The organism is Microvirga brassicacearum, from assembly GCF_008757455.1.
In the GTDB taxonomy this organism is placed as follows: Bacteria; Pseudomonadota; Alphaproteobacteria; order Rhizobiales; family Beijerinckiaceae; genus Microvirga; species Microvirga brassicacearum.
Genome location: NZ_VCMV01000001.1, coordinates 1 through 18,015, shown reverse-complemented (window position 1 = coordinate 18,015; position 18,015 = coordinate 1). Strand labels below are relative to the sequence as shown.

Annotated in this window: 13 protein-coding genes, 2 tRNA genes and 2 pseudogenes; 4 read left to right on the top strand and 13 right to left on the bottom strand. The window is 59.0% G+C overall.

The annotated features are described in order from the left end of the window. Nucleotides 1-2: 2 nt before the first annotated feature. The 3 genes from asnB to FEZ63_RS00070 form a co-directional block, all read right to left on the bottom strand. Complete coding sequence (gene asnB / locus FEZ63_RS00080) at nt 3-1,886, bottom strand: asparagine synthase (glutamine-hydrolyzing) (protein WP_150941600.1); 1,884 nt, start codon at nt 1,884-1,886, stop codon at nt 3-5. A gap of 2 nt (nt 1,887-1,888) precedes the next feature. Next, entirely contained in the window at nt 1,889-2,920 is a 1,032-nt protein-coding gene (locus FEZ63_RS00075) for a glycosyltransferase family 2 protein (RefSeq protein ID WP_244622574.1), read from the bottom strand. 279 nt (nt 2,921-3,199) lie between these two features. Then, nucleotides 3,200-3,274 (bottom strand) — tRNA-Gln (locus FEZ63_RS00070). Nucleotides 3,275-3,428: 154 nt separating this feature from the next. Between FEZ63_RS00070 and FEZ63_RS00065 the strand changes: the two genes are divergently transcribed. Together FEZ63_RS00065 and FEZ63_RS25390 are read left to right on the top strand one after the other, a co-directional pair. Beyond that, nucleotides 3,429-3,505: transfer RNA gene (locus tag FEZ63_RS00065), tRNA-Pro, on the top strand. 253 nt (nt 3,506-3,758) lie between these two features. Continuing rightward, nucleotides 3,759-4,300 (top strand): annotated as a pseudogene (locus tag FEZ63_RS25390) (transposase); the annotation flags it as partial. A gap of 34 nt (nt 4,301-4,334) precedes the next feature. Here the strand turns inward: FEZ63_RS25390 and FEZ63_RS00060 are convergent. The 6 genes from FEZ63_RS00060 to FEZ63_RS00035 all read right to left on the bottom strand — a co-directional run bounded on the left by FEZ63_RS00060 (nt 4,335) and on the right by FEZ63_RS00035 (nt 13,565). Next, entirely contained in the window at nt 4,335-5,459 is a 1,125-nt protein-coding gene (locus FEZ63_RS00060) for a hypothetical protein (RefSeq protein WP_150941599.1), read from the bottom strand. Nucleotides 5,460-5,677: 218 nt separating this feature from the next. Beyond that, the gene (locus tag FEZ63_RS00055) at nt 5,678-6,292 is read right to left on the bottom strand and encodes a hypothetical protein (protein WP_150941598.1); all 615 of its coding nucleotides are present in this window, start codon (nt 6,290-6,292) and stop codon (nt 5,678-5,680) included. A gap of 110 nt (nt 6,293-6,402) precedes the next feature. Further along, nucleotides 6,403-7,410 carry a hypothetical protein gene (locus FEZ63_RS00050; RefSeq protein ID WP_150941597.1) on the bottom strand — a complete coding sequence of 336 codons (1,008 nt, stop codon included), beginning with the start codon at nt 7,408-7,410 and terminating at the stop codon, nt 6,403-6,405. 21 nt (nt 7,411-7,431) lie between these two features. Next, complete coding sequence (locus tag FEZ63_RS00045; RefSeq protein WP_150941596.1) at nt 7,432-8,868, bottom strand: MBOAT family O-acyltransferase; 1,437 nt, start codon at nt 8,866-8,868, stop codon at nt 7,432-7,434. A gap of 619 nt (nt 8,869-9,487) precedes the next feature. After that, on the bottom strand, nt 9,488-10,498 hold the full coding sequence (locus FEZ63_RS00040; RefSeq protein ID WP_162419624.1) for an FkbM family methyltransferase: 1,011 nt from the start codon (nt 10,496-10,498) through the stop codon (nt 9,488-9,490). Nucleotides 10,499-12,329: 1,831 nt separating this feature from the next. Continuing rightward, nucleotides 12,330-13,565, bottom strand: a complete 1,236-nt coding sequence (locus FEZ63_RS00035; protein ID WP_150941594.1) for a calcium-binding protein — start codon at nt 13,563-13,565, stop codon at nt 12,330-12,332. A gap of 363 nt (nt 13,566-13,928) precedes the next feature. On the opposite strand from FEZ63_RS00035, the pseudogene FEZ63_RS26115 reads away from it, so the two are divergent. Further along, nucleotides 13,929-14,189 (top strand): annotated as a pseudogene (locus tag FEZ63_RS26115) (DoxX family protein); the annotation flags it as partial. 239 nt (nt 14,190-14,428) lie between these two features. Here the strand turns inward: FEZ63_RS26115 and FEZ63_RS00025 are convergent. Then, entirely contained in the window at nt 14,429-15,049 is a 621-nt protein-coding gene (locus FEZ63_RS00025) for a biotin transporter BioY (protein WP_150941592.1), read from the bottom strand. A 193-nt stretch (nt 15,050-15,242) separates the two neighbouring features. Between FEZ63_RS00025 and FEZ63_RS00020 the strand changes: the two genes are divergently transcribed. Then, nucleotides 15,243-16,154, top strand: coding sequence for an MBL fold metallo-hydrolase (locus tag FEZ63_RS00020; protein WP_150941591.1), 912 nt, complete (start codon nt 15,243-15,245; stop codon nt 16,152-16,154). Nucleotides 16,155-16,193: 39 nt separating this feature from the next. On the opposite strand, the gene FEZ63_RS00015 is transcribed toward FEZ63_RS00020, so the two are convergent. The 3 genes from FEZ63_RS00015 to FEZ63_RS00005 are packed head-to-tail and all read right to left on the bottom strand — an operon-like array spanning nt 16,194 to nt 17,877. Then, entirely contained in the window at nt 16,194-16,988 is a 795-nt protein-coding gene (locus FEZ63_RS00015; RefSeq protein WP_150941590.1) for a DUF899 domain-containing protein, read from the bottom strand. 35 nt (nt 16,989-17,023) lie between these two features. Continuing rightward, entirely contained in the window at nt 17,024-17,548 is a 525-nt protein-coding gene (locus tag FEZ63_RS00010; protein ID WP_150941589.1) for an SRPBCC family protein, read from the bottom strand. Continuing rightward, complete coding sequence (locus FEZ63_RS00005) at nt 17,497-17,877, bottom strand: ArsR/SmtB family transcription factor (RefSeq protein ID WP_150941588.1); 381 nt, start codon at nt 17,875-17,877, stop codon at nt 17,497-17,499. The genes FEZ63_RS00010 and FEZ63_RS00005 overlap by 52 nt, the downstream gene beginning before the upstream one ends. Nucleotides 17,878-18,015 lie beyond the last annotated feature (138 nt).

Below are 18,015 nucleotides of genomic sequence, written 5' to 3'. Positions count from 1 at the left end.
CCTTAGGCCGCGTCGGCCAAGGCAGGCGGCGCAACAAGATGTGGCGCCAGGCTTGCCCAGGCAAAGAGGAGAAGACGGTTGTCCTGCTCGCCGCGTTTGTGCGACGCCCAGCGGTCATCAAGTACGGCAGCATCGAGCCCGATTTTGCATGTGGCAGCACCGTTCACCGTTGGCGCTGGCCACTCCCGCAACCACCGTGACACCGGGATACCAAAGCCTTTCTTCCGTCGGGCCAGTACTTCCGGTGGCAGCCATCCCGCAACCGCACGGCGCAGGAGCACCTTTCGTTCCCCATGGCGAAACTTGAAGGTGTTCGGCAGCTTGCGACAGAACTCCACGAGATCGTTATCGAGAAACACGGCTCTCGACTCGAGTGAGTTCAGCATCGCGGCTCGATCAACCTTGGTCAGGATATTGTCCGGAAGGTAGAAATTTGTATAAAATTCGAGCGTGCGATCAACGAGATCAGTATCGTTGGCGGCCCATAGATCGAGCGCCTCCTCGTAGAGCTCTTCAGCCGACAAAGGACTTTCAAAAATTTCACCGATGAGCTCGGGATCCGCCGGCGAAAGCCAGATCGGATTCCACATCGCTTGCGGCCATGACAGCCCCAAAAGCGCTCTCCGAACCTTAAAGTCAAGACTCATGTTGCTGGTCGACCGAGGTAGTAAATCAGCCAAGCGTCTCAGTCCGCGATGAACGCCCCGAGGAACCAGGCTCGAATAAATGCGGGCGGGGTTAAGAGCTTTGAAGGGATCGTAGCCTGCGAAAAGTTCGTCACCGCCGTCGCCCGAGAGCGCGACCGTAACGTGCCTGCGAGCAAACCGGCTGAGGAGATAAGTCGGCAAGATAGACGGATCGCCGAGCGGCTCGTCCAAGTTGCCCAGAATTTGGGGCATCAGCGTGCGTGCGCGATCTAGGTCGAGTATTTCTTCGTGATGCTGCGTGCCGAAGGCTGCCGCCAGCGCTCTCGCAAATCCGGATTCATCAAAGCTCGGATCGGTAAAGCCGATTGTAAACGTCTTGAGACTCTCGCTCGCAAGACCCTGCGCCGCTCCTGCCAACACGGTACTGCTGTCGATTCCCCCCGAGAGAAACAGCCCAAGCGGGACATCGCTGATGAGACGACGCTGCACCGCCTGTTGCAGGAGGTCGCGCAATTCGTCAGCTAGTCGGGGCTCGTCGGACAATTTGAGGTCGTTGTCGGGCTCAAGTCGAAAGCGCCAATAGGAGGCCACGTCAAAGCAGCGCGATTCAATATCGAGGGTCAGGCTGCAACCAGCGGGCAGCTTTTTGATGTCGCTGTAGAGCGAGTGCGGCGCGGGCAGAAAGCCCCAGGCCAGATATTTCTGAACAGCCCGCGGCGAAAGCTCGCCCGACACGGCAGGATGCTTCCGAACGGCGGTGACCTCGCTACCGAAGACGAAAGACCGCGGAGTTGCCGCATAGTAGAGAGGTTTCTCGCCGAACCTATCGCGAGCCAAAAAAACCTGCTTTGCCCGCCGATCCAAGATTGCGAAGGCGAACATACCGTTCAGCCGTAGCGGCAGTTGGCTTCCCCATATTTTATAACCGTGGACAAGGACCTCCGTATCGGAGTGCGAAGACCTAAAACGGCAGCCGTTGGCTTCCAACTCCGACCGCAGTTCGGCGTGATTATAGATCTCACCGTTGAAAACGATGCCGACATCGCCGGCAGCATCCCACATTGGCTGTGCGCCGCCCTCGATGTCGAGGACCGCCAGAAGTCGATGACCTAGATGTACGCGCGACTCGTCATTTGACCAATAACCTTCGCCGTCGGGGCCACGATGACTAATACTCGCCACCATCGCACGCAAGGTCGAGTGCGAACCCTCGCCAACAAATCCTGCCAGACCGCACATGCCTATTTCTCGAACTCGGAGCTGTAGATCTCACGCACCAAGTAATGGGTCCGCTTCTGCGACTCGAAATACGTTCTTACCATTATTTCCGCCAGCAAGCCCAACAAGATACTTAATATTCCAATCAGAAAGGTCATAACGACAACAAGTGGAAGAGGAGTCGATATCATAGATATGCCCCAAGCGAATTTTATTGCAATCATCCAGACAAAGGTGACCGCGCTTGTGGCAAGCGCCAAGGCACCAAAACTTCCAAAGACGTAAATCGGCTTCACAAGATATCGGTCGAGAAATTTGACTACAATCAGGTCGAGGACCACTTTCAAAACGCGTTCGAGGCCGTAATTCGAATTGCCGAATTTGCGTGGATGATGGCGAACCGGCACCTCAGCCACCCTGCCGCCCATCCAGGCGGCATAAATCGGAATGAATCGATGCATTTCGCCGTAAAGACGAACCCCTTTAAGAACGTCGGCCCGGTAAGCTTTCAGGGTGCAGCCGTAATCGTGGAGATGAACCCCCGAAATCCATGAAATCAGTCGATTGGCAACCCGACTCACAAAATTCCGCCGGATCGCCGCGTCCATGCGGTCTTTGCGCCAGCCGCTCGCGACGTCGTAACCTTCATCGAGTTTGGCGAGAAGAAGCGGAATGTCGTCCGGATCATTTTGAAGGTCTGCATCGATTGCGACGATTATCTTCCCCTTGGCATGATCGATTCCGGCCATCATCGCGGCCGTTTGTCCAAAGTTACGGCGGAAGTCGATAATTCGAAGATTTGGAAGAGAATCGAGCGCCGCGATCAGCAGATTTAAAGAATTGTCCCTGCTCCCGTCGTTCACTGCGACAATCTCAAATGATCTATCCAGCGAGAGAAGAACCGGAAGAAGGCGGGCCAACAAGTCCGGTATGCTTTGCTCCTCGTTATAAACGGGGATGATCACAGAAAGGCTTGCCTTTGTGGGTCCATCGTTGCGTGCAACGGCCTCATCGGATGAATGTTTATGGATTGACATGCGTTTGGCTTCAGCCACAATCTTGTCTCTGCGGTGCGCAACCCTCTTCGCATCGTCTGCGTCATTTTGCAATGTTTCGCCAAAAGGATGCGAATCGAGTCTATTTCCTGCCGTCGTCTCTCTGTCTGCGTTTACCAGCTTAGCCGGCAAGGAGCAGTCAGTTGTGACTGCCATCGCGAAGCCGAATCGCGGTCAAGATTGTCGATCGAAGGCTGCAGCCCGGGCCTGCCGATCAATCAGGGCCAGCCAGGCACCCGAGCGGGCTAACCCTTCAGCTTGTACGCTTGGCCTGATACCTGGCTGGGGCGCCAGGATTCGAACCTGGGAATGGCGGTACCAAAAACCGCTGCCTTACCACTTGGCGACGCCCCAATGCCTTGTGCGGTGCGGCTGTTCATAGTCGCCGGGACTGCCGCTGGCAACTGCCATTTCACGGAGCGCGAATATCGTCGAAAACGCCATTCTCCGCTTGCGGGGCACCCCGCCCCCGGTTATAAGTCCGGCCTTCCCGATGGTTTGAGAATGTCGGAGTGTAGCGCAGTCTGGTAGCGCACCACGTTCGGGACGTGGGGGTCGTAGGTTCAAATCCTATCACTCCGACCACTCTTCTCAGGCACTTAGCCCCATTCCCATTACTATCTGGACAGATGCGCCTCGAGGTAATGCCTCCGTTCCCCCGTCCTATGGAGAAGCGCTATGGGCGAAGTGACAATGGACTATGTTGCGATCAGAGATGGGAACGCCTATGCGCTCATGTCGGCGGAGCATGCAGACACGGCATTAAGTTGATGCGAACCAGCGAGGCGGTGAAGCTGCACCTCGACTGTGAAGGATTCCTGGCAAACCCATCTATTAGTGGTTCCGCCGCTTCGTCCGGCGCGTCATGTTCCGGACGATCCACGACGTGGCATGACGCTGGATCGCGAACGGACGGGGCGCTTCATCGACAGTCAGTCGGTCAAGGCACGGGAGGCAAGAACAAGGGGCTAGACGCTGGAAAGAAGATCGGCGGGCGTAAGCGCCACATCCGGCCGATGGCCGTCTGCTGATGCTCAACCTGACGCCGGCTGACATCTCCGACAGCGCTGGCGCTCAGATGATCCTCGACGGCGTGCGCAATCGATGGCCATGGCTAAAGCATCCCTTCGCGAACGGGGCCTATGACCGCACAAAGCTCACAACGCAGCCTTCCTCAAATTCACTTTGGAGATCGTCAAGCGCTCCGACGTCGCCGAAGGTTCGAGGTCATCCCGCGGCGGTTGGTCGAGCGCACCTTCGCCTGGATGACCCCCTGGCGACGTCTCGGTACGCGACTACGAAAGCGCATCGACCGCTCTCAGCCCAAGGGTTTACGGTGCCCTCAGAACTCTCCTGCTGAGACGCATCGCTCACAAATAGGCGTTATCAAACGGACACTAAGGTATTGAGGCCGCTACTCACCCTGCGTCTTGTTCTTGATCTCCAGGAGATTCATTGGCACACGCAAGCTACGGGAGGTGACAACCTCACGCCCCTTGACCTTCAACGATCCACCGCTCGCCAGGAAACGCTCCATGAGTTGCTGAACGCGCGCCTCTTCGTTGGTGACATACACAATCAATCCGCCTACGGCTGAAAGTTCGGCTAGCCGGCTCTCCTTGAGCTGGTCCTGCTGCGCTGCCTCCCAGGCGGGTTGGACATACTGGAAGCCCGTCGCGACAAGGGCGGAGCTAAAGTGTCCTAGGCGGATATTGGCAGATGACACCGCGCACCCGGTGCCAGCCGGCACGGTCTCGTCTTGATCGGCCCAGATGAAAATCCTGCTGTACGAGTATCCCTGCATCCGTAACAGGCGGTGAGCCTGGTCAATTGCGTCTGCGGCGAGACGCGCCGACGGACAAGAGTCCCGAGTGACCCCGCCCGCGCCAGAAAGGCCGAGCACTAGCCCGAGCGACATCAGACCGACGAACACCAAACCGCCCAGGTAGTGCTTCCCAAATAATATCAAGCACGCGAGCGCTATCCCAATCATCGCGAGCGCGGGCAAGAAGGATCCGTGCAGGGCAAATGCGCTCAAGACGAAGCTGGTGTTGAAGAAGTACAGAGGGGCCAGAAAGAGTCCGACGATCAGGATACGCCAAAGGACACCAGGACCTTCGCCCGGTGGAAACTTCAACCAGCGGTCGGCTGCCGCCGCGACTGCCGCCGTCAGTGGGTAGACAAGCGGGTAGGCGAAATAGTCCCAGTCAAGCGCGGTATGCCCTAACGTCTGCCACATCAGCCACAGCAAGCTAGAGAAAGTGTAGGCCGTTGCGAAGACAAGGATATGCTGCTCGCGAGGAGACAGCGGACCTCTGGGTTTAAGGATCGAAGCCTGCGCGGCCACTGCGATCACCAGACCTGCTGCCAACGGTCCGAGATAACGAGCCTTCCAGTACCATCCGGACTGCCAAGGGTTCCACCAGGGCTTCAGGTGAGAGCTGTCGGCAACATACGAAGTGACGATCTTGAACAGGCGAGCGAAGAACAGAAAGTCACGCCCAACGATCCAATTGATCGCACCGAGCGCAAGTGTCATGAGGACTGCCCCTGAAAGTGCCCATAGAAACGATTTCGCCAGCGGAGGCACGTGCCTGTGTGACGCTCTGTAGGCAACGAAGTAGTGGGCGGTCAATATTGGCAGAAAATTGATAAAAATAATATTGGAGTGAAGAGCTAGCGCACCGCAGGCACCGGCAATCAAGAGGTTTGTGCTCGACCATTTTTCCTGGGCACTTCTGACGGTCAGCCACCAGATCAGAGCGAATAGAGGCCCCCCAGGGCATTGTGGTAGTCAGCCCCTCCAGACGCATGCCCGAACGTGTACGCCGCAAAAAAGGCGGCCCCGAAGAAGGCCGCAGATCGTCCAAGTGTACGTGCAAAAAGGAGATAAAGAGAAGTGCTGGCAAGCGTTAACGTTCCGATCTGAAGAATCCAGCTGGCGACTACAGCGTCGACAAGGCTTCGCACAATGAACTGAAGCAATAGCCACGGCAGCCGAGCGATCTTATAGTTTTGATTTTCAAATGTTGGATCGGTGTAATTGAGTCCAAAGCCAAGGTAATACCAAGGATCGAGATAGCCGAGTGGCGTATATAACCAAGTCTCGTTGATGAGTGCTTGAGCGATGGGGATCAACCAGACCAAGGCGAGATCAATTGTGATGCGCCTCCGGTCTCCCTGAGCAACCTTAGTAGTATAATCGGCATGCGAGTTCACGCCGGCAAGCCGGATGTTCCGTAGAAAGTTCAATCTTGATCCCCCGAAGAGCGAAGCACGAAATGCTTCAATCAAGTCATGGTCGCTGCATTTGGTCGTGTGCAGCTTGGTACCTAGTAGGCAACGCCGACGAAATGTCACGCTCCAGGTCAAGTCGGGGCTCTTCTAACGAGAGTCTTTGCCATCATAAGAAAAGCGGCCCAGGCACCGCTGTTGGCTTGACCAGAGGATGAAGACCGAGACGGAAGAGGTCGGCCGTACTTCTAAGGGGCGACCTCAGTTAAGCCAATCTTCTGCTGGTCCACCCAATTGATGGAGGCGCAGTCTCCCAGTGCCCCTTCTAGTTCCGCCACGACCGCAGCCGACCACCGTTCGGCACTGGGCTCATTCAAATGGGATCCGTCGATTGTCGCCAGGTCCTCAACAATTGGGTAGATCACCGGCCATCGTAGTCTGGCCCCGAGCCGCTGGACGAGCGTCTTCGTTTCGTCGAAGTCGTTAGGTGCCGCAGTTAAGACTAGGCACTCGCGAGATATGCCGATGCGCTTCAGAAAACTCTCGGCGACCTGAGCGATGCCTTCGATATCGGCATCAGAGGCCTTGATCTGCTGTATCCCGAGGTTGGTTGCCCTTTGCTGCGGAGTCGCCAGTAAATTGGCCCAAATCCATCTTCCGGTCGCGTGCGAGCGGTAGATGGTGGGGGAGTTGCGGGTGCATCCAATAGGTCCAAACGCGCAGGCGTGATCGGCTATCCAGGGGCCGATTTTTTTGCCGACGTGCTCGGCCCGGACGGCGAGGCTTCCAGATGAGACTGCTTTCGCTGGTGGTGAGAGCCATTCAGCAAAGAACCGGTCCGCGTTGATAACAAGAGCGCGCGGTCGGAGCCCGTATCGCTCGATGAGTTGCACCGGGAATTCGCTGGTTTCATTGTATCCAAACCCGAGGAGGTGATAGCGGAGGCCCCGGGCACCGAAGTAGGTTTCGACGCTGTCTGTGGAAAAAGCGAACTGAGCCCGGCTGTTGCCCAGGAGCAGGACATCGGCCTTTCGAAGATTATCGACAGCTTCGCTTTCGTATCCAAGAAAGTACGCGCCGTGCTCATAATCGCCATATCGCGCGGTGCTACAGAAAGCAAGGTAGGTGCCGGGCTTAGAAAACGGGCGGCAGGCACTGCTGCGTATGCCCCATTGCACGGAAAAAGCTAACCCACCGGCGAGCAGCGCCGCTATCAGAAACAGAACAGCGTAAGAGGGGGATGCTGTCGTTCTCATGTGATGGTTGCTGTCGGCCCGTCAAAACTGGAAATAGAGGAAGGCCACCGGGGTGGTCATGGCCAACACAATTGCAACGCCGCATAGAGCCCCAACCGTAACCGCCCACGTATAGCTTGGCTGCCACGGCTGCCGGTGCCGCAGCCGCTCATCGGAGAAACCGTCATCTGTCGCGCCTGGTCGGGGCAGAAGTTGCGCCGTGTTCGGCATGAACAGCACAATCCCGGCCAGCGCGGCAATCCATATTCTAACGTCGAGCGGTGCGGACGCCATTTCTATACCGTTCAGTCCTACCATGCTTCGCCACAAGCTAGACGCTGTTGCAAAATCGCTGGCGCGGAACGGAACCCAAGCCAGCACCACGACAAGTAGCGTCAGCCCTCGAGCTACCAATACCGGCAGGTTCCGGCCGGTCCCGCGCCAGAGATGATTCAGCACAAGGGCCCCTCCGTGGATCGCACCCCAGAGTACGAAGTTCCACGACGCGCCGTGCCACAACCCGCCCAACACCATTGTAGCGAAGAGGTTGACATGCCGCCGGAATGGGCCCTTCCGGTTGCCGCCGAGCGGAATGTACAGATAATCGCGTAGGAAGCGGGACAGCGTCATGTGCCAACGCCGCCAGAACTCGATCAGTGAGGTCGCCTTATATGGCGAGAAGAAATTAATCGGGAAGGCGATCCCGAGGATCAGCGCCAGTCCGATCGCCATATCAGAGTACCCGGAAAAGTCGAAATAGAGCTGAAGGGCATAGCTGACAGCGCCGGTCCAAGCGCTGGCGAACGGGACCGTGTGCCCCTGTTGAGCAGCAAGGAACACCGGGTCAGCAAAGTTGGCGATGTTGTCGGCCAGCAGAACTTTTTTTGTGATGCCTATGCCGAACCAAGTCAATCCGGCGGTCACCCTGGGCCATTGCGGACGATAGCTTTTCTCGTCCTGGAACTGCGGCATCATCTCTTTGTGATGCAGGATCGGGCCCGCGACCAGATGTGGAAAGAAGGTTACGAATAGAGCGTAGTGGATCGGATTGTATTCCCGCGCTTTTCCGCGATATGCATCGACGAGGAACGCGATCTGGGTGAAGGTGTAGAACGAGATTCCGATTGGGAGCTTAACGCTGATCTCGGCCGTAGGGACGCCAAAGGTGCGCAATGTATCCAGCAAGAACATTGCATATTTGAAGTACCCGAGCAGGGTGAGATTCGCGGCAACAGCTAGGAACAGGACGGTCGCACTGCGTGTACGGGACAGAAGGGTACCGAAGAGGAAGTTGAACCCGATTGAGACCACGATGAGCGGTAACAGTCGTGTGGGATCATCCCAGGCATAGAACACCAATGATGACGCGGCGAGCCAAGCCGCAGCGGGTTTACGCCACCCCATGCCCCCTAGCGCGAAATAGATCACGACGACGACAGGAAGATAAATGGCTAGGAAGTCGGGGGAGGTGAAAAGCACAATATAGTTTTTTGTTGTGTGTCCGATACGTTACGTAACGGAATAGCTTCCTCTACTCAAGCCTTCTAAAATAATATTTCTCTCCGGACTGACAAGCGGCGACAATCGGCGCGAAGCGACACCGCCGCCATCCGAGTTCGCGGCCTAGCTACAGCGCCGACAGAGCGGGCGCACACGTTGCAGCGGCCCGCTGCCGGACGGGACGCTGAAGCCTTTCCTGGTCATACTGCAGGAGAGCGATCTTTTCATGCGCCAGTGGGGCACCTTGGTGACCCAGCACGCCGTGTCGGCCTTGGCTCGCGCGTCTAACTAGATCCTTGCCCAGCGAGAGCCGCGACGCCCCTGCAGTGAGGCGATGTTGAAATCCCAGTGGAACTTACCACCGGTCTACGCTCCGAGGCGCTTCCCGGCCTTCCAACGACCATAGAGGGTAGTGGCACCACCGATGTTGCTCATGCCGGCCGTAGATAGGCGTCAGCGACGTTTGAGATGGTGAGGACAAGCCGCCGCCAACCGAGCCGCGCAGGGCGCCGACAAACCCCATTTGGTTTCATAAGGTCTCACGATTTGGTGCGACAAAAGTTGCCCGGAGGTGGCGCAATGGAGGCTCGATTGTTGTTCATACAGTGTAAAATAGACGCGAATCCCGCTCAAACTCTTCCATCATTTGCCGGTAGTTCAAGCCGTGCTCCCGACCGATTTCGGTCTCTGCCGCCAGAAGATCAAGCGCTTGGTCAACGTCGATAAGCCAATTGATGGTGGATCGGCACGTGACGAGAACGTCGGCGGCGCAATCCTGTAGTCCAGCCAAGGAGAACAAGACAGAGAGCTTCAGTAGCTTCTCTGATCCGTAACGCTCATCCAGATCTCGGACGTACAGCGCGTCCCCTTGGAAGGGTATACCCCTTGTACTCTGGGCCGGGATGGGTAGGGCATAACGTTGCGGCAAGGCTGCCATCGCATAGGGCCGCGTGGTCAGAGCGGCCAACGCAAACCCATGCGCCCTCATGAAGCGGTCTGTGTTGTGGAAGGTGTGTTCAGTCGGGTCGTCAGAGCCGAAGAAGTTGACCTCCAACCCTGCGCCAAGAACTTGCTGGTCGGTAAAGACTCCTGAGAGGGATTGCAGAACATCGAAGTCGCCGCCATCAATATCGATTTTAACGAAGTCGACTGATTTAAGATTGTTCTCTTTGATGTATGCAGGCAGGTGGATATGACGATCCTCCGCTAGCTTGGTCTGTTGCCATGCGTTAACGGCCGTCTTTTCTTGGCTGGTTGCGGCTGCGGTTTGCTTCGCTGTAATCTGGATAGTCCGTGCAACAGCAAGGCGCCCCCACGGATTGCGTCCGAAATAACTCTTCCCGCCCCGCTTGAGAACAATAGGGTCGGCATCCGGCACTCCGACGAAACCGGCCTCATAACGAACATGAGGCGCAGTCTCGACACTGTTCAGTCGCTCGACCTCCTCAATATTGGGGTCGAAACCGACCGCCTGCAACTTTTCACCGAAGACTCGCCAAGCAGCGTCGATGCCCCCGCTGCACCCGACATCCAATAGCGTAAAGTGCTCGTGCCGCAGGCGCGATGCAGCATACCTCGCGAACGCCCCAGCCTCGCTAATGATTTCCATGCAGATGCTCTCCTCCTGACGGGTCCAGAGCATCCTGGACCACATTCTGGCTGGTCTCAAGCGGGGGACGCAAGCACGCGGCGCCTTAACCTCAGCGATGAGTAGGGAACATACTTCGGGGTCTGCGCCCCGCGGTCTGTAGACTCAGGATCTTCCGGCGCCAAGTATTGTCGCTTCAAGAATTGGGCCTGCGTAAAACCCCTGCCTCACTCCAACCGTTACTTAGCTCCATGTTAGAGGGGCGCCCGGCAGATTTCCTGACAGATTCGTCGCGAGTTCTCGCTCTCGATATCGCGTCCCAGTTGTCGGTTTAGAGGGGAAGAGCTGGCACGAGTGTACGGATCTCCAGATACGAGAGGCGCCCGGGAGTCACGGTCCGGCTCGACTTCAATAGGGCTGATAATAGCCCCGTGGCGGGCGGGGATAATCGCCATACCCTCCGCGGTCGTCGTAGCGTGGTCTTGCGCGACGGTAAGAGCGCTCACACACGAGACGGCCATTCGCGTTAGCAACGTCGCCGGAGCCGCAGCGACGCAAATCCAACTGCGCGGGCACAAGGCGACCGAACCGGTCTTGGCACAACGCGCTTAAGACAGGCCCTCGCTGGTCGATCCGCGTGCAGCTTTCGACGAAGCTCCCCCCAACTTGGGCAAGGGCATTCCGATCGGCGGCAAACCAAACGGCAGCGGATACAGTTGCTATCAGGATCAAGCGGCTCATGCGACACCTCAAACGCTCGGCAAACCAAACACGACAATAGGGATGTTGGGTGAGAGTTCCTGAGAGTTTCATGAATGTGGCTGTGAACCGGGACGTTAGTCCTTCCGCGCCTTGAATGACGGCTGCAGAAGCTGCCGGTCTGCTGTCCAGCCGCGAAATTCGACCTCGACCCCGATCTTTCGCCTGGTCCAGGCGACACTCCTATCCTTCCGACCCGGAGACGGGTGGCTTGTCGAGGATGAACTTCTTCAGTCCCGCTCAAGGGCGGCAGCACTGGTCCGGGTGAAACGGTTCCCACGCCACCTGCTGATTTGAGCATCCCCTCTCGAAGCGCGCGAGCCGAATGCTTGCCAGCGCGCCGGCCGTCTTTTCATAGCCAATAACGAAAAATGTGTCGGATTGACCGCCTTTCGTCTTGAGCCACTCCTTGACCCGCCCGGAGGTGTAGGGCTTGTTCCGACGTTTTGAGACGATCCCCTCAAGCCTGTGCTGGCACCACCGTCGACCTCATCGGAAAGCAAGATGGTCCGGCTCGCGGGGTTTAGAACGGCTGCAAGTGCGTCTCGGCGTCCTTCCAGCTTCGGCCGCAGGTCGTGACCATCAAGAAAATACGGCGATGTCAGCTGAGAGGCGGCCTTTGACGCCAATTGCTGCCTGAAAAGCTTCAAACAGAGTGGCCCTCATCGTCGAGAACGACGGCTATAGACCGCCAGGGTGGCAAGCGTCTCCGCGATCGCGGGGAAACTCTCCGTCCAGGCAGGGCCGGACCGCGTTCGGATCGTCACCTTGCTATTCTCGATGTAGTCAGAGAGGCGATAGCCATCCCGAGCGCAGCCCAGGATCAGATTAGGCTGGGCGTAGACGCGACAGCAGCCTACGAATTTCTGAGGCACCCTACATAGGCACCCGCTGTTTCTCTGCTGACCCGGAAGAGGTCGACGATCGCCTGCTGGCCTTTGGTGACGGAGGAGAGATTGCACATCTCTTCTCGAGATCACTTCGCGGCGGCGAAAAACAAAAGTCCCCTCCCGAGTTGCGATCGGGAGGGTCAATATCATAGAGGCCGAGAGTACCGGAGGTTCTTGTTACCTCGAGGATCTGATCCAATCGGTCAGATCACGAAGAAATCCGACGAAGTCACGTTATTGGGACTCCCAAGGATCGTTGCAAACTGAGTCTGACCTGTGCCGCCGACGCCGTCGGGATCGAAGTACAAGGCGCCCGTCACGTTATCGTAGATGACCCGGTCATTGCCATCGCCCGCGGCTGTGCCGACGCGGAACGCGTTGGCCGTCAGGGCTCCGCCGGTCAGTCCGGTGAACACTGCATTATCCAGCAGGATGGTGTCGAAGAAAGCGCGGAAGTCCCGCACCGTATCGAGATTGGCGGCATCGAGAGGTGCGTTGAAGACGAATTTGTCGAAACCGAACCCGCCGCTCAGTACATCGGCACCGACTCCGCCGTTAAGGCGGTCATCACCCGAGCCGCCACGCAGCCGGTCATCACCCTCGCCTCCTTGCAGCCGGTCATTGCCGAATCCACCGATCAGTCGGTCATTGCCAGCGCCGCCGCTCAATCCATCGTTGCCGGAGCCGCCGAGCAGGAAGTCATCACCGGCGCCCCCGTTCAGCACATCGTTGCCAGTGCCACCATCCAGCCGATCCGCGCCATCGCCGCCGCTCAAACGATCGTTGCCGGCGCCGCCGTTCAACCGATCGTCGCCAGTTTCACCGAGGAGCCGGTCATTGCCTGTGCCACCGTCCAGCCGATCATTGCCAGCGCCGCCGAAAATGCGGTCATTGCCACCCAGACCTGGGAGATGCTCATCATCGGCAGTCCCCTGAACAGTGTTGTTCCGGTCATTGGCAATCGCGACCCATTGGCCGCGAATTTCACCTCCTGGGAATGCGGTCGTATGAGCATTGAAGTAGAGGCTCACGTCCGATCCGACCTGGGCCGAGCCGAGTTGGTTGGCAAACGTTGAGATTGACGTGGTGGCTGGGTCAGTGGTTTCCCAGCGGCCACTGACGGTCCACGAGCCGTCGGCATTGGGAACGATCGACAAATCGTCACTGTCGTGAGCAGGATTGACCTGCCCAAAGACAACGCCGCCATTCACCCCGCGCGCTGCGTTGTGGACATGGTGGCTGGTAATATCGTCAGCCGTACTTGCTGTTTGAGCCGGAAGGCCGGCGGCAAGGCCGAAATCGAGGCCCGTGTAGTGGATCGAGTAGCTCGCCGCCACGGCGGTTGGATTGAAGATCACGGTTCCCACGCCGCGTGCAGTCGAACCGTTAGGGGGAACCTCTTGACTACCCGTGAGAGTGACTCGGAATGCTGTGGCCATGACTGTTTCCTCCGTGCGAGGCTCATGCCTCAGGATGAAAAGCCCCCAAGTGACCAAACGGCCTGCTCACTGAACAAGCTCTGCTCTGACGACATCAGGCCTCTGAGTCCCGATCGCGAACTCGTGTCTACCTTGTATACTTTTCGTCCGACGAGGATTTAGGCCAAGTGGCGTATATACTTAGGCGCCTCGACCTCCCCCAAAGGTGTAGAGCTCGCGGGCTGATCCAGATCGCCGCGACCAACCGAATCCCGCCAGCCTCTGGCCGGGCGCGCGAATGATTGTTAGACGGACGTGGCATGAGGCCAGCGGGTTCGCGGCCCTTTGACCATCCTCTTCAACATATCCTACGGAGTCGACCTGATGAATGCTGCTCACCTCAATGTGGTCTGGGCGCCGCGCCTGCTCAGCGTGCTGCGAGCCGTATCGGCGCTGCTCTTTCTGGCCCATGGCACGCAGAAGCTTCTCGGCTTTCCGGTCTCGCCCAATCCTGGCCCGGCCATGCTCACATTGCCGTGGATCGCCGGGGTCCTGGAACTCGTCGGCGGGGCGCTGCTTGTCGTCGGCCTCTTCACGCGGCCGGTGGCGTTCGTGCTCTCGGGGCTGATGGCTTGTGCCTATTGGATGGCGCATGCGCCGCGCAGTGCGTTTCCGGTTCTCAATGGCGGCGATGCGGCCGTGCTGTTCTGTTTCGTGTTTCTCTATCTGGTCGCAGCCGGTGGCGGCGCCTGGAGCCTCGATAACCTGCGCAAGGGTCATCACGGCTGACAGCCGTTCAGGCGGTGGATCCGGCCAGTGTGCCGGTGACAGCAAAAAGCCGCCCGAGGGGCGGCTTTTTTCACAATCGACGGGAGCGCCCCCGCTCAGGCGCTCTTGCCGCCCCGGCGGGTGATGCTCCAGGCGGCCTGCATCAGCGCAACCGCCAGCGCCGTCTTGACGAAGGTGGCGGCGATGAACGGCACGATGCCCACGCTCCAGGCCTTGGCGACCGGCAGCAGCACCGAGAGCCAGCAGAAGCCGGCGAACAGAATCACCGCGTGCCCTATGGTCATCATCAGAGCGACGCGCAGGAGCGAACGGTCCCAGCCGCGCTCTGCCATGAAACCCATCACCAGGGCTGCGGCGAGGAAGCCGAACAGGAAGCCGCCGGTGGGGCCGGCAAAATAGGCCGGGCCTGCGATCATGGGCGGCGTATTGGCGAAGACCGGCATGCCCAGCGCCCCCTGCAGCAGATAAAGCGCCACGGTCGCGCCGCCGAGCCGCCAGCCGTAGGTGGCGCCGATCAGCAGCACCACGAGCGTCTGCATCGTCATCGGCACGAAGGGAAGCGGCACCTGGACCTTGGCCGAGATCGTCAGCAAGGCGGAGCCCACGGCCATCAACACGATGGCGCGAAGAGCCGCAAGGCCGGCCTCGTTCCGGGTGGGCCACAGGAGGCCGACAAGGGTGGGCGAGGAAGGAAGTGTCGTAGCGCCGATCGACATCGATTGATCTCCGAAAAGTTGATCCGCATTTCACTTGGGCGAACTGCGACGCCTTATAGGTGCGTCCGCCCGGCGCCTCAAGCCGCAATGGCGTCGAGCCTCCCAGGTTGCGCCTCTGAGGGGTTGCCTGAATTTCGCCATTGCGGCGTCGCACCGGGGTGGCGGCCGGTCCGTAGAAACGCCAAGGTAGAGCATGTCAGACGAACTCACTTTCGACGTCAGCCCCCCTGCCCGCTCAGGCGAATGCCTCCGCCTCAGCCCGCTGGTGCGACGTGTGGTGGCCAACAATGCGGGGCCGATCACCTTCACGGGCACCTGCAGCTATATCGTCGGCAACGGCCACGTGGCGATCATCGATCCCGGCCCTGATCTGCCCGAACATGTGGATGCGCTGCTGCACGCGGTGCGCGGCGAGACGGTCACGCATATCCTCGTGACCCACACGCATAAGGATCATTCGCCGGCAGCCCGCGCCGTCAAAGCCGCCACGGGAGCGACGCTGGTCGGCTGCGGCATGCATCGCAGCGCAAGGGCGCTCGCGCTCGGCGAGGTCAATCTGCTGGAGACCAGTTCCGACAAGGAATACGCGCCGGATTGGGAAATGACCGACGACGACGCCATTGCGGGCCGGGGCTGGACGCTGGGCGCGATCGCGACGCCGGGCCATATGGCAAACCATCTCGCTTTTGCCCTGCCGGAAGAAGCAAGCCTGTTCTCCGGCGACCATGTGATGGCGTGGTCGACCTCCGTGGTGGCGCCGCCGGACGGTGCGATGAGCGATTATATGGCATCGCTCGACAAACTTCGCGGGCGCGATGAGGAGATCTACTGGCCCGGTCACGGCGGCCCGGTGCGCGATCCGCAGCGTTTCGTCAGAGCGCTGGTGCATCATCGGCGCCAGCGCGAGATCTCGATCCTCAACCGGCTGGCGGTTGGAGACACCACCATTCCGACGATCGTCGCCGCCATCTACCAGGGCCTGAAGCCCGCGCTGGTGAATGCCGCCGGCCTGTCGGTCTTCGCGCATCTGGAAGATCTTGTGATGCGTGGTGCCGTCATGACCGACGGCGTGCCGTCGCTCGACAGTCACTACACGCTTGCATGAATCGGGCGCGCCGACAGTGGCGCGCCCGAGGCTCGCTTATCAGCCGCAACAAGAACCGACGGGCATTTGCGAGAGGTCGGTCTTCTCCGCGCGCGTCTCATCCTCATAGCGGTCGTGATGACGAACCCAATCCATGATCTCGCCCTCGTTGCGGCCTTTGGGCGTGAAATCGAGGAAGTTGTGCGTGCCGAGCAGAATGTCGAGGCCGCGGCCATAGGTCGAATACGTATGAAAGATCTCGCCGGCGGCGTTCTTGTAAAACACAGAGAGGCCGGGCAATTCGCCGGCAGGAGCGCCGTCGCTCATCTGGTAATTGTAATAAGTCTTGCCGGTGGCCATCTCATCCTGCGTGGCGGAGACATGGTAATCGTAGTTGAAGTCGTTGCCGAATGACGACACCCAGTTGAACGTCCAGCCCATGCGCTGCTTGAAGGGCAACAACTCCGCCAACGGCGCGCGAGAAACCGCCAGCAGCGTCACGTCATGATGCGCCAGATGCAGGTTGGCGCCGCCCATATGATCGGCGACGAACGAACAACTGGGACACCCCTCTTCCCATCCCGGGCCGAACATGAAGTGATAGACGACCAATTGGCTGCGCCCGTCGAAAAGCTCGCCAAGCGTCTTCTTTCCCTCGGGGGTGTCGAAGATATAATTCTCGTCGACCTTGACCCACGGCAGCGCGCGGCGCTGCCGGCTCAATTCGTCTCCCGCCCGCGTATGCATCTTCTCCCTTGCGAGAAGCGCCTTGCGCGCCGCGAGCCAATCCTCTGGCGAAACAACCTTGTGATGATCGAGGGATTCTTGCTGATCCGGATGCGCGGTCTGATCCATGATGGGCTCCTCTGTTCTCTGCCAAAAGTTCGGATTTACGTTTTCGGATTGTCGGCGAAATCCCGTTCGAGTTTGTCGAGTGAGCCGCTCCAGCCGTGCTGGTGGCCGTCGCGGGCGGCTTCATCGAAGAACTGTTCGTGAATGAGCGTCAGCATCGTGCCATTGCCATCCGGTCGAAGGAGAACGGTGACGAGGGATTCCCGCTCCGGCGTGCTGCGCCAGGCCCAGGTGAAGACCAGTTTCTCGTCCGGCACGATCTCGCGGTAGACACCGCTCACATCGTGATCCTCATTCGCGTCGTCACGCATGATGACGCGGTAGCGACCGCCGATCCGCACATCCGCCTCGGCGTGATAAACCGCGCAGTTCTCAGGGCCCCACCAGCGCATGATCTTGGCCGGATCGGTCCAGGCCGAATAGGCGTTTGCCGGCGAGGTGTTGAGCCGGCGCTTGAGCATGAGGCTCGGCTTCGCCGCGGCTTTGCTCGGATGCTCTCCGCCGTCCCGTCCTAGGATTCTTCCGGAACCTGGGACGATGGCGGGATTGGATTGGGTGGGCATGTTTCTTCCTCCACAAACGCAGCCAGACGATCGAGCTTGGTGGACCAGTAGCGCTGATAGCTGTTGAGCCATTCGAGCGCGTCTTCCATGGGTGCCGCCGTCAATCGGCAGGCGACGATGCGGCCGGTCTTGGCGCGCGAGATCAACCCGGCATCGGAGAGCACATCGAGGTGCTTCATGATGGCCGGAAGCGACACGGCGAATGGCCGCGCCAATTCGCTGACCGACGCGCTCTCCTGCTCCGACAATTGCGCCAGCAAAGCACGGCGGGTCGGATCGGCCAGGGCCGAGAAGGTGCGGTCGAGGGATTGATCTTGATACTTAACCATGAAGTTAAGTATGCGGCCGCTGAGGGAGGGCGTCAAGGGGAAATGCGAGTGGCGAGTGGCGAGTGGCGAATGGCGAATGGCGAGTGAGCTCGCGGTAAGGGGCTAGGCCTCAACCCTCCCCATTCGCCCCCTCTACCC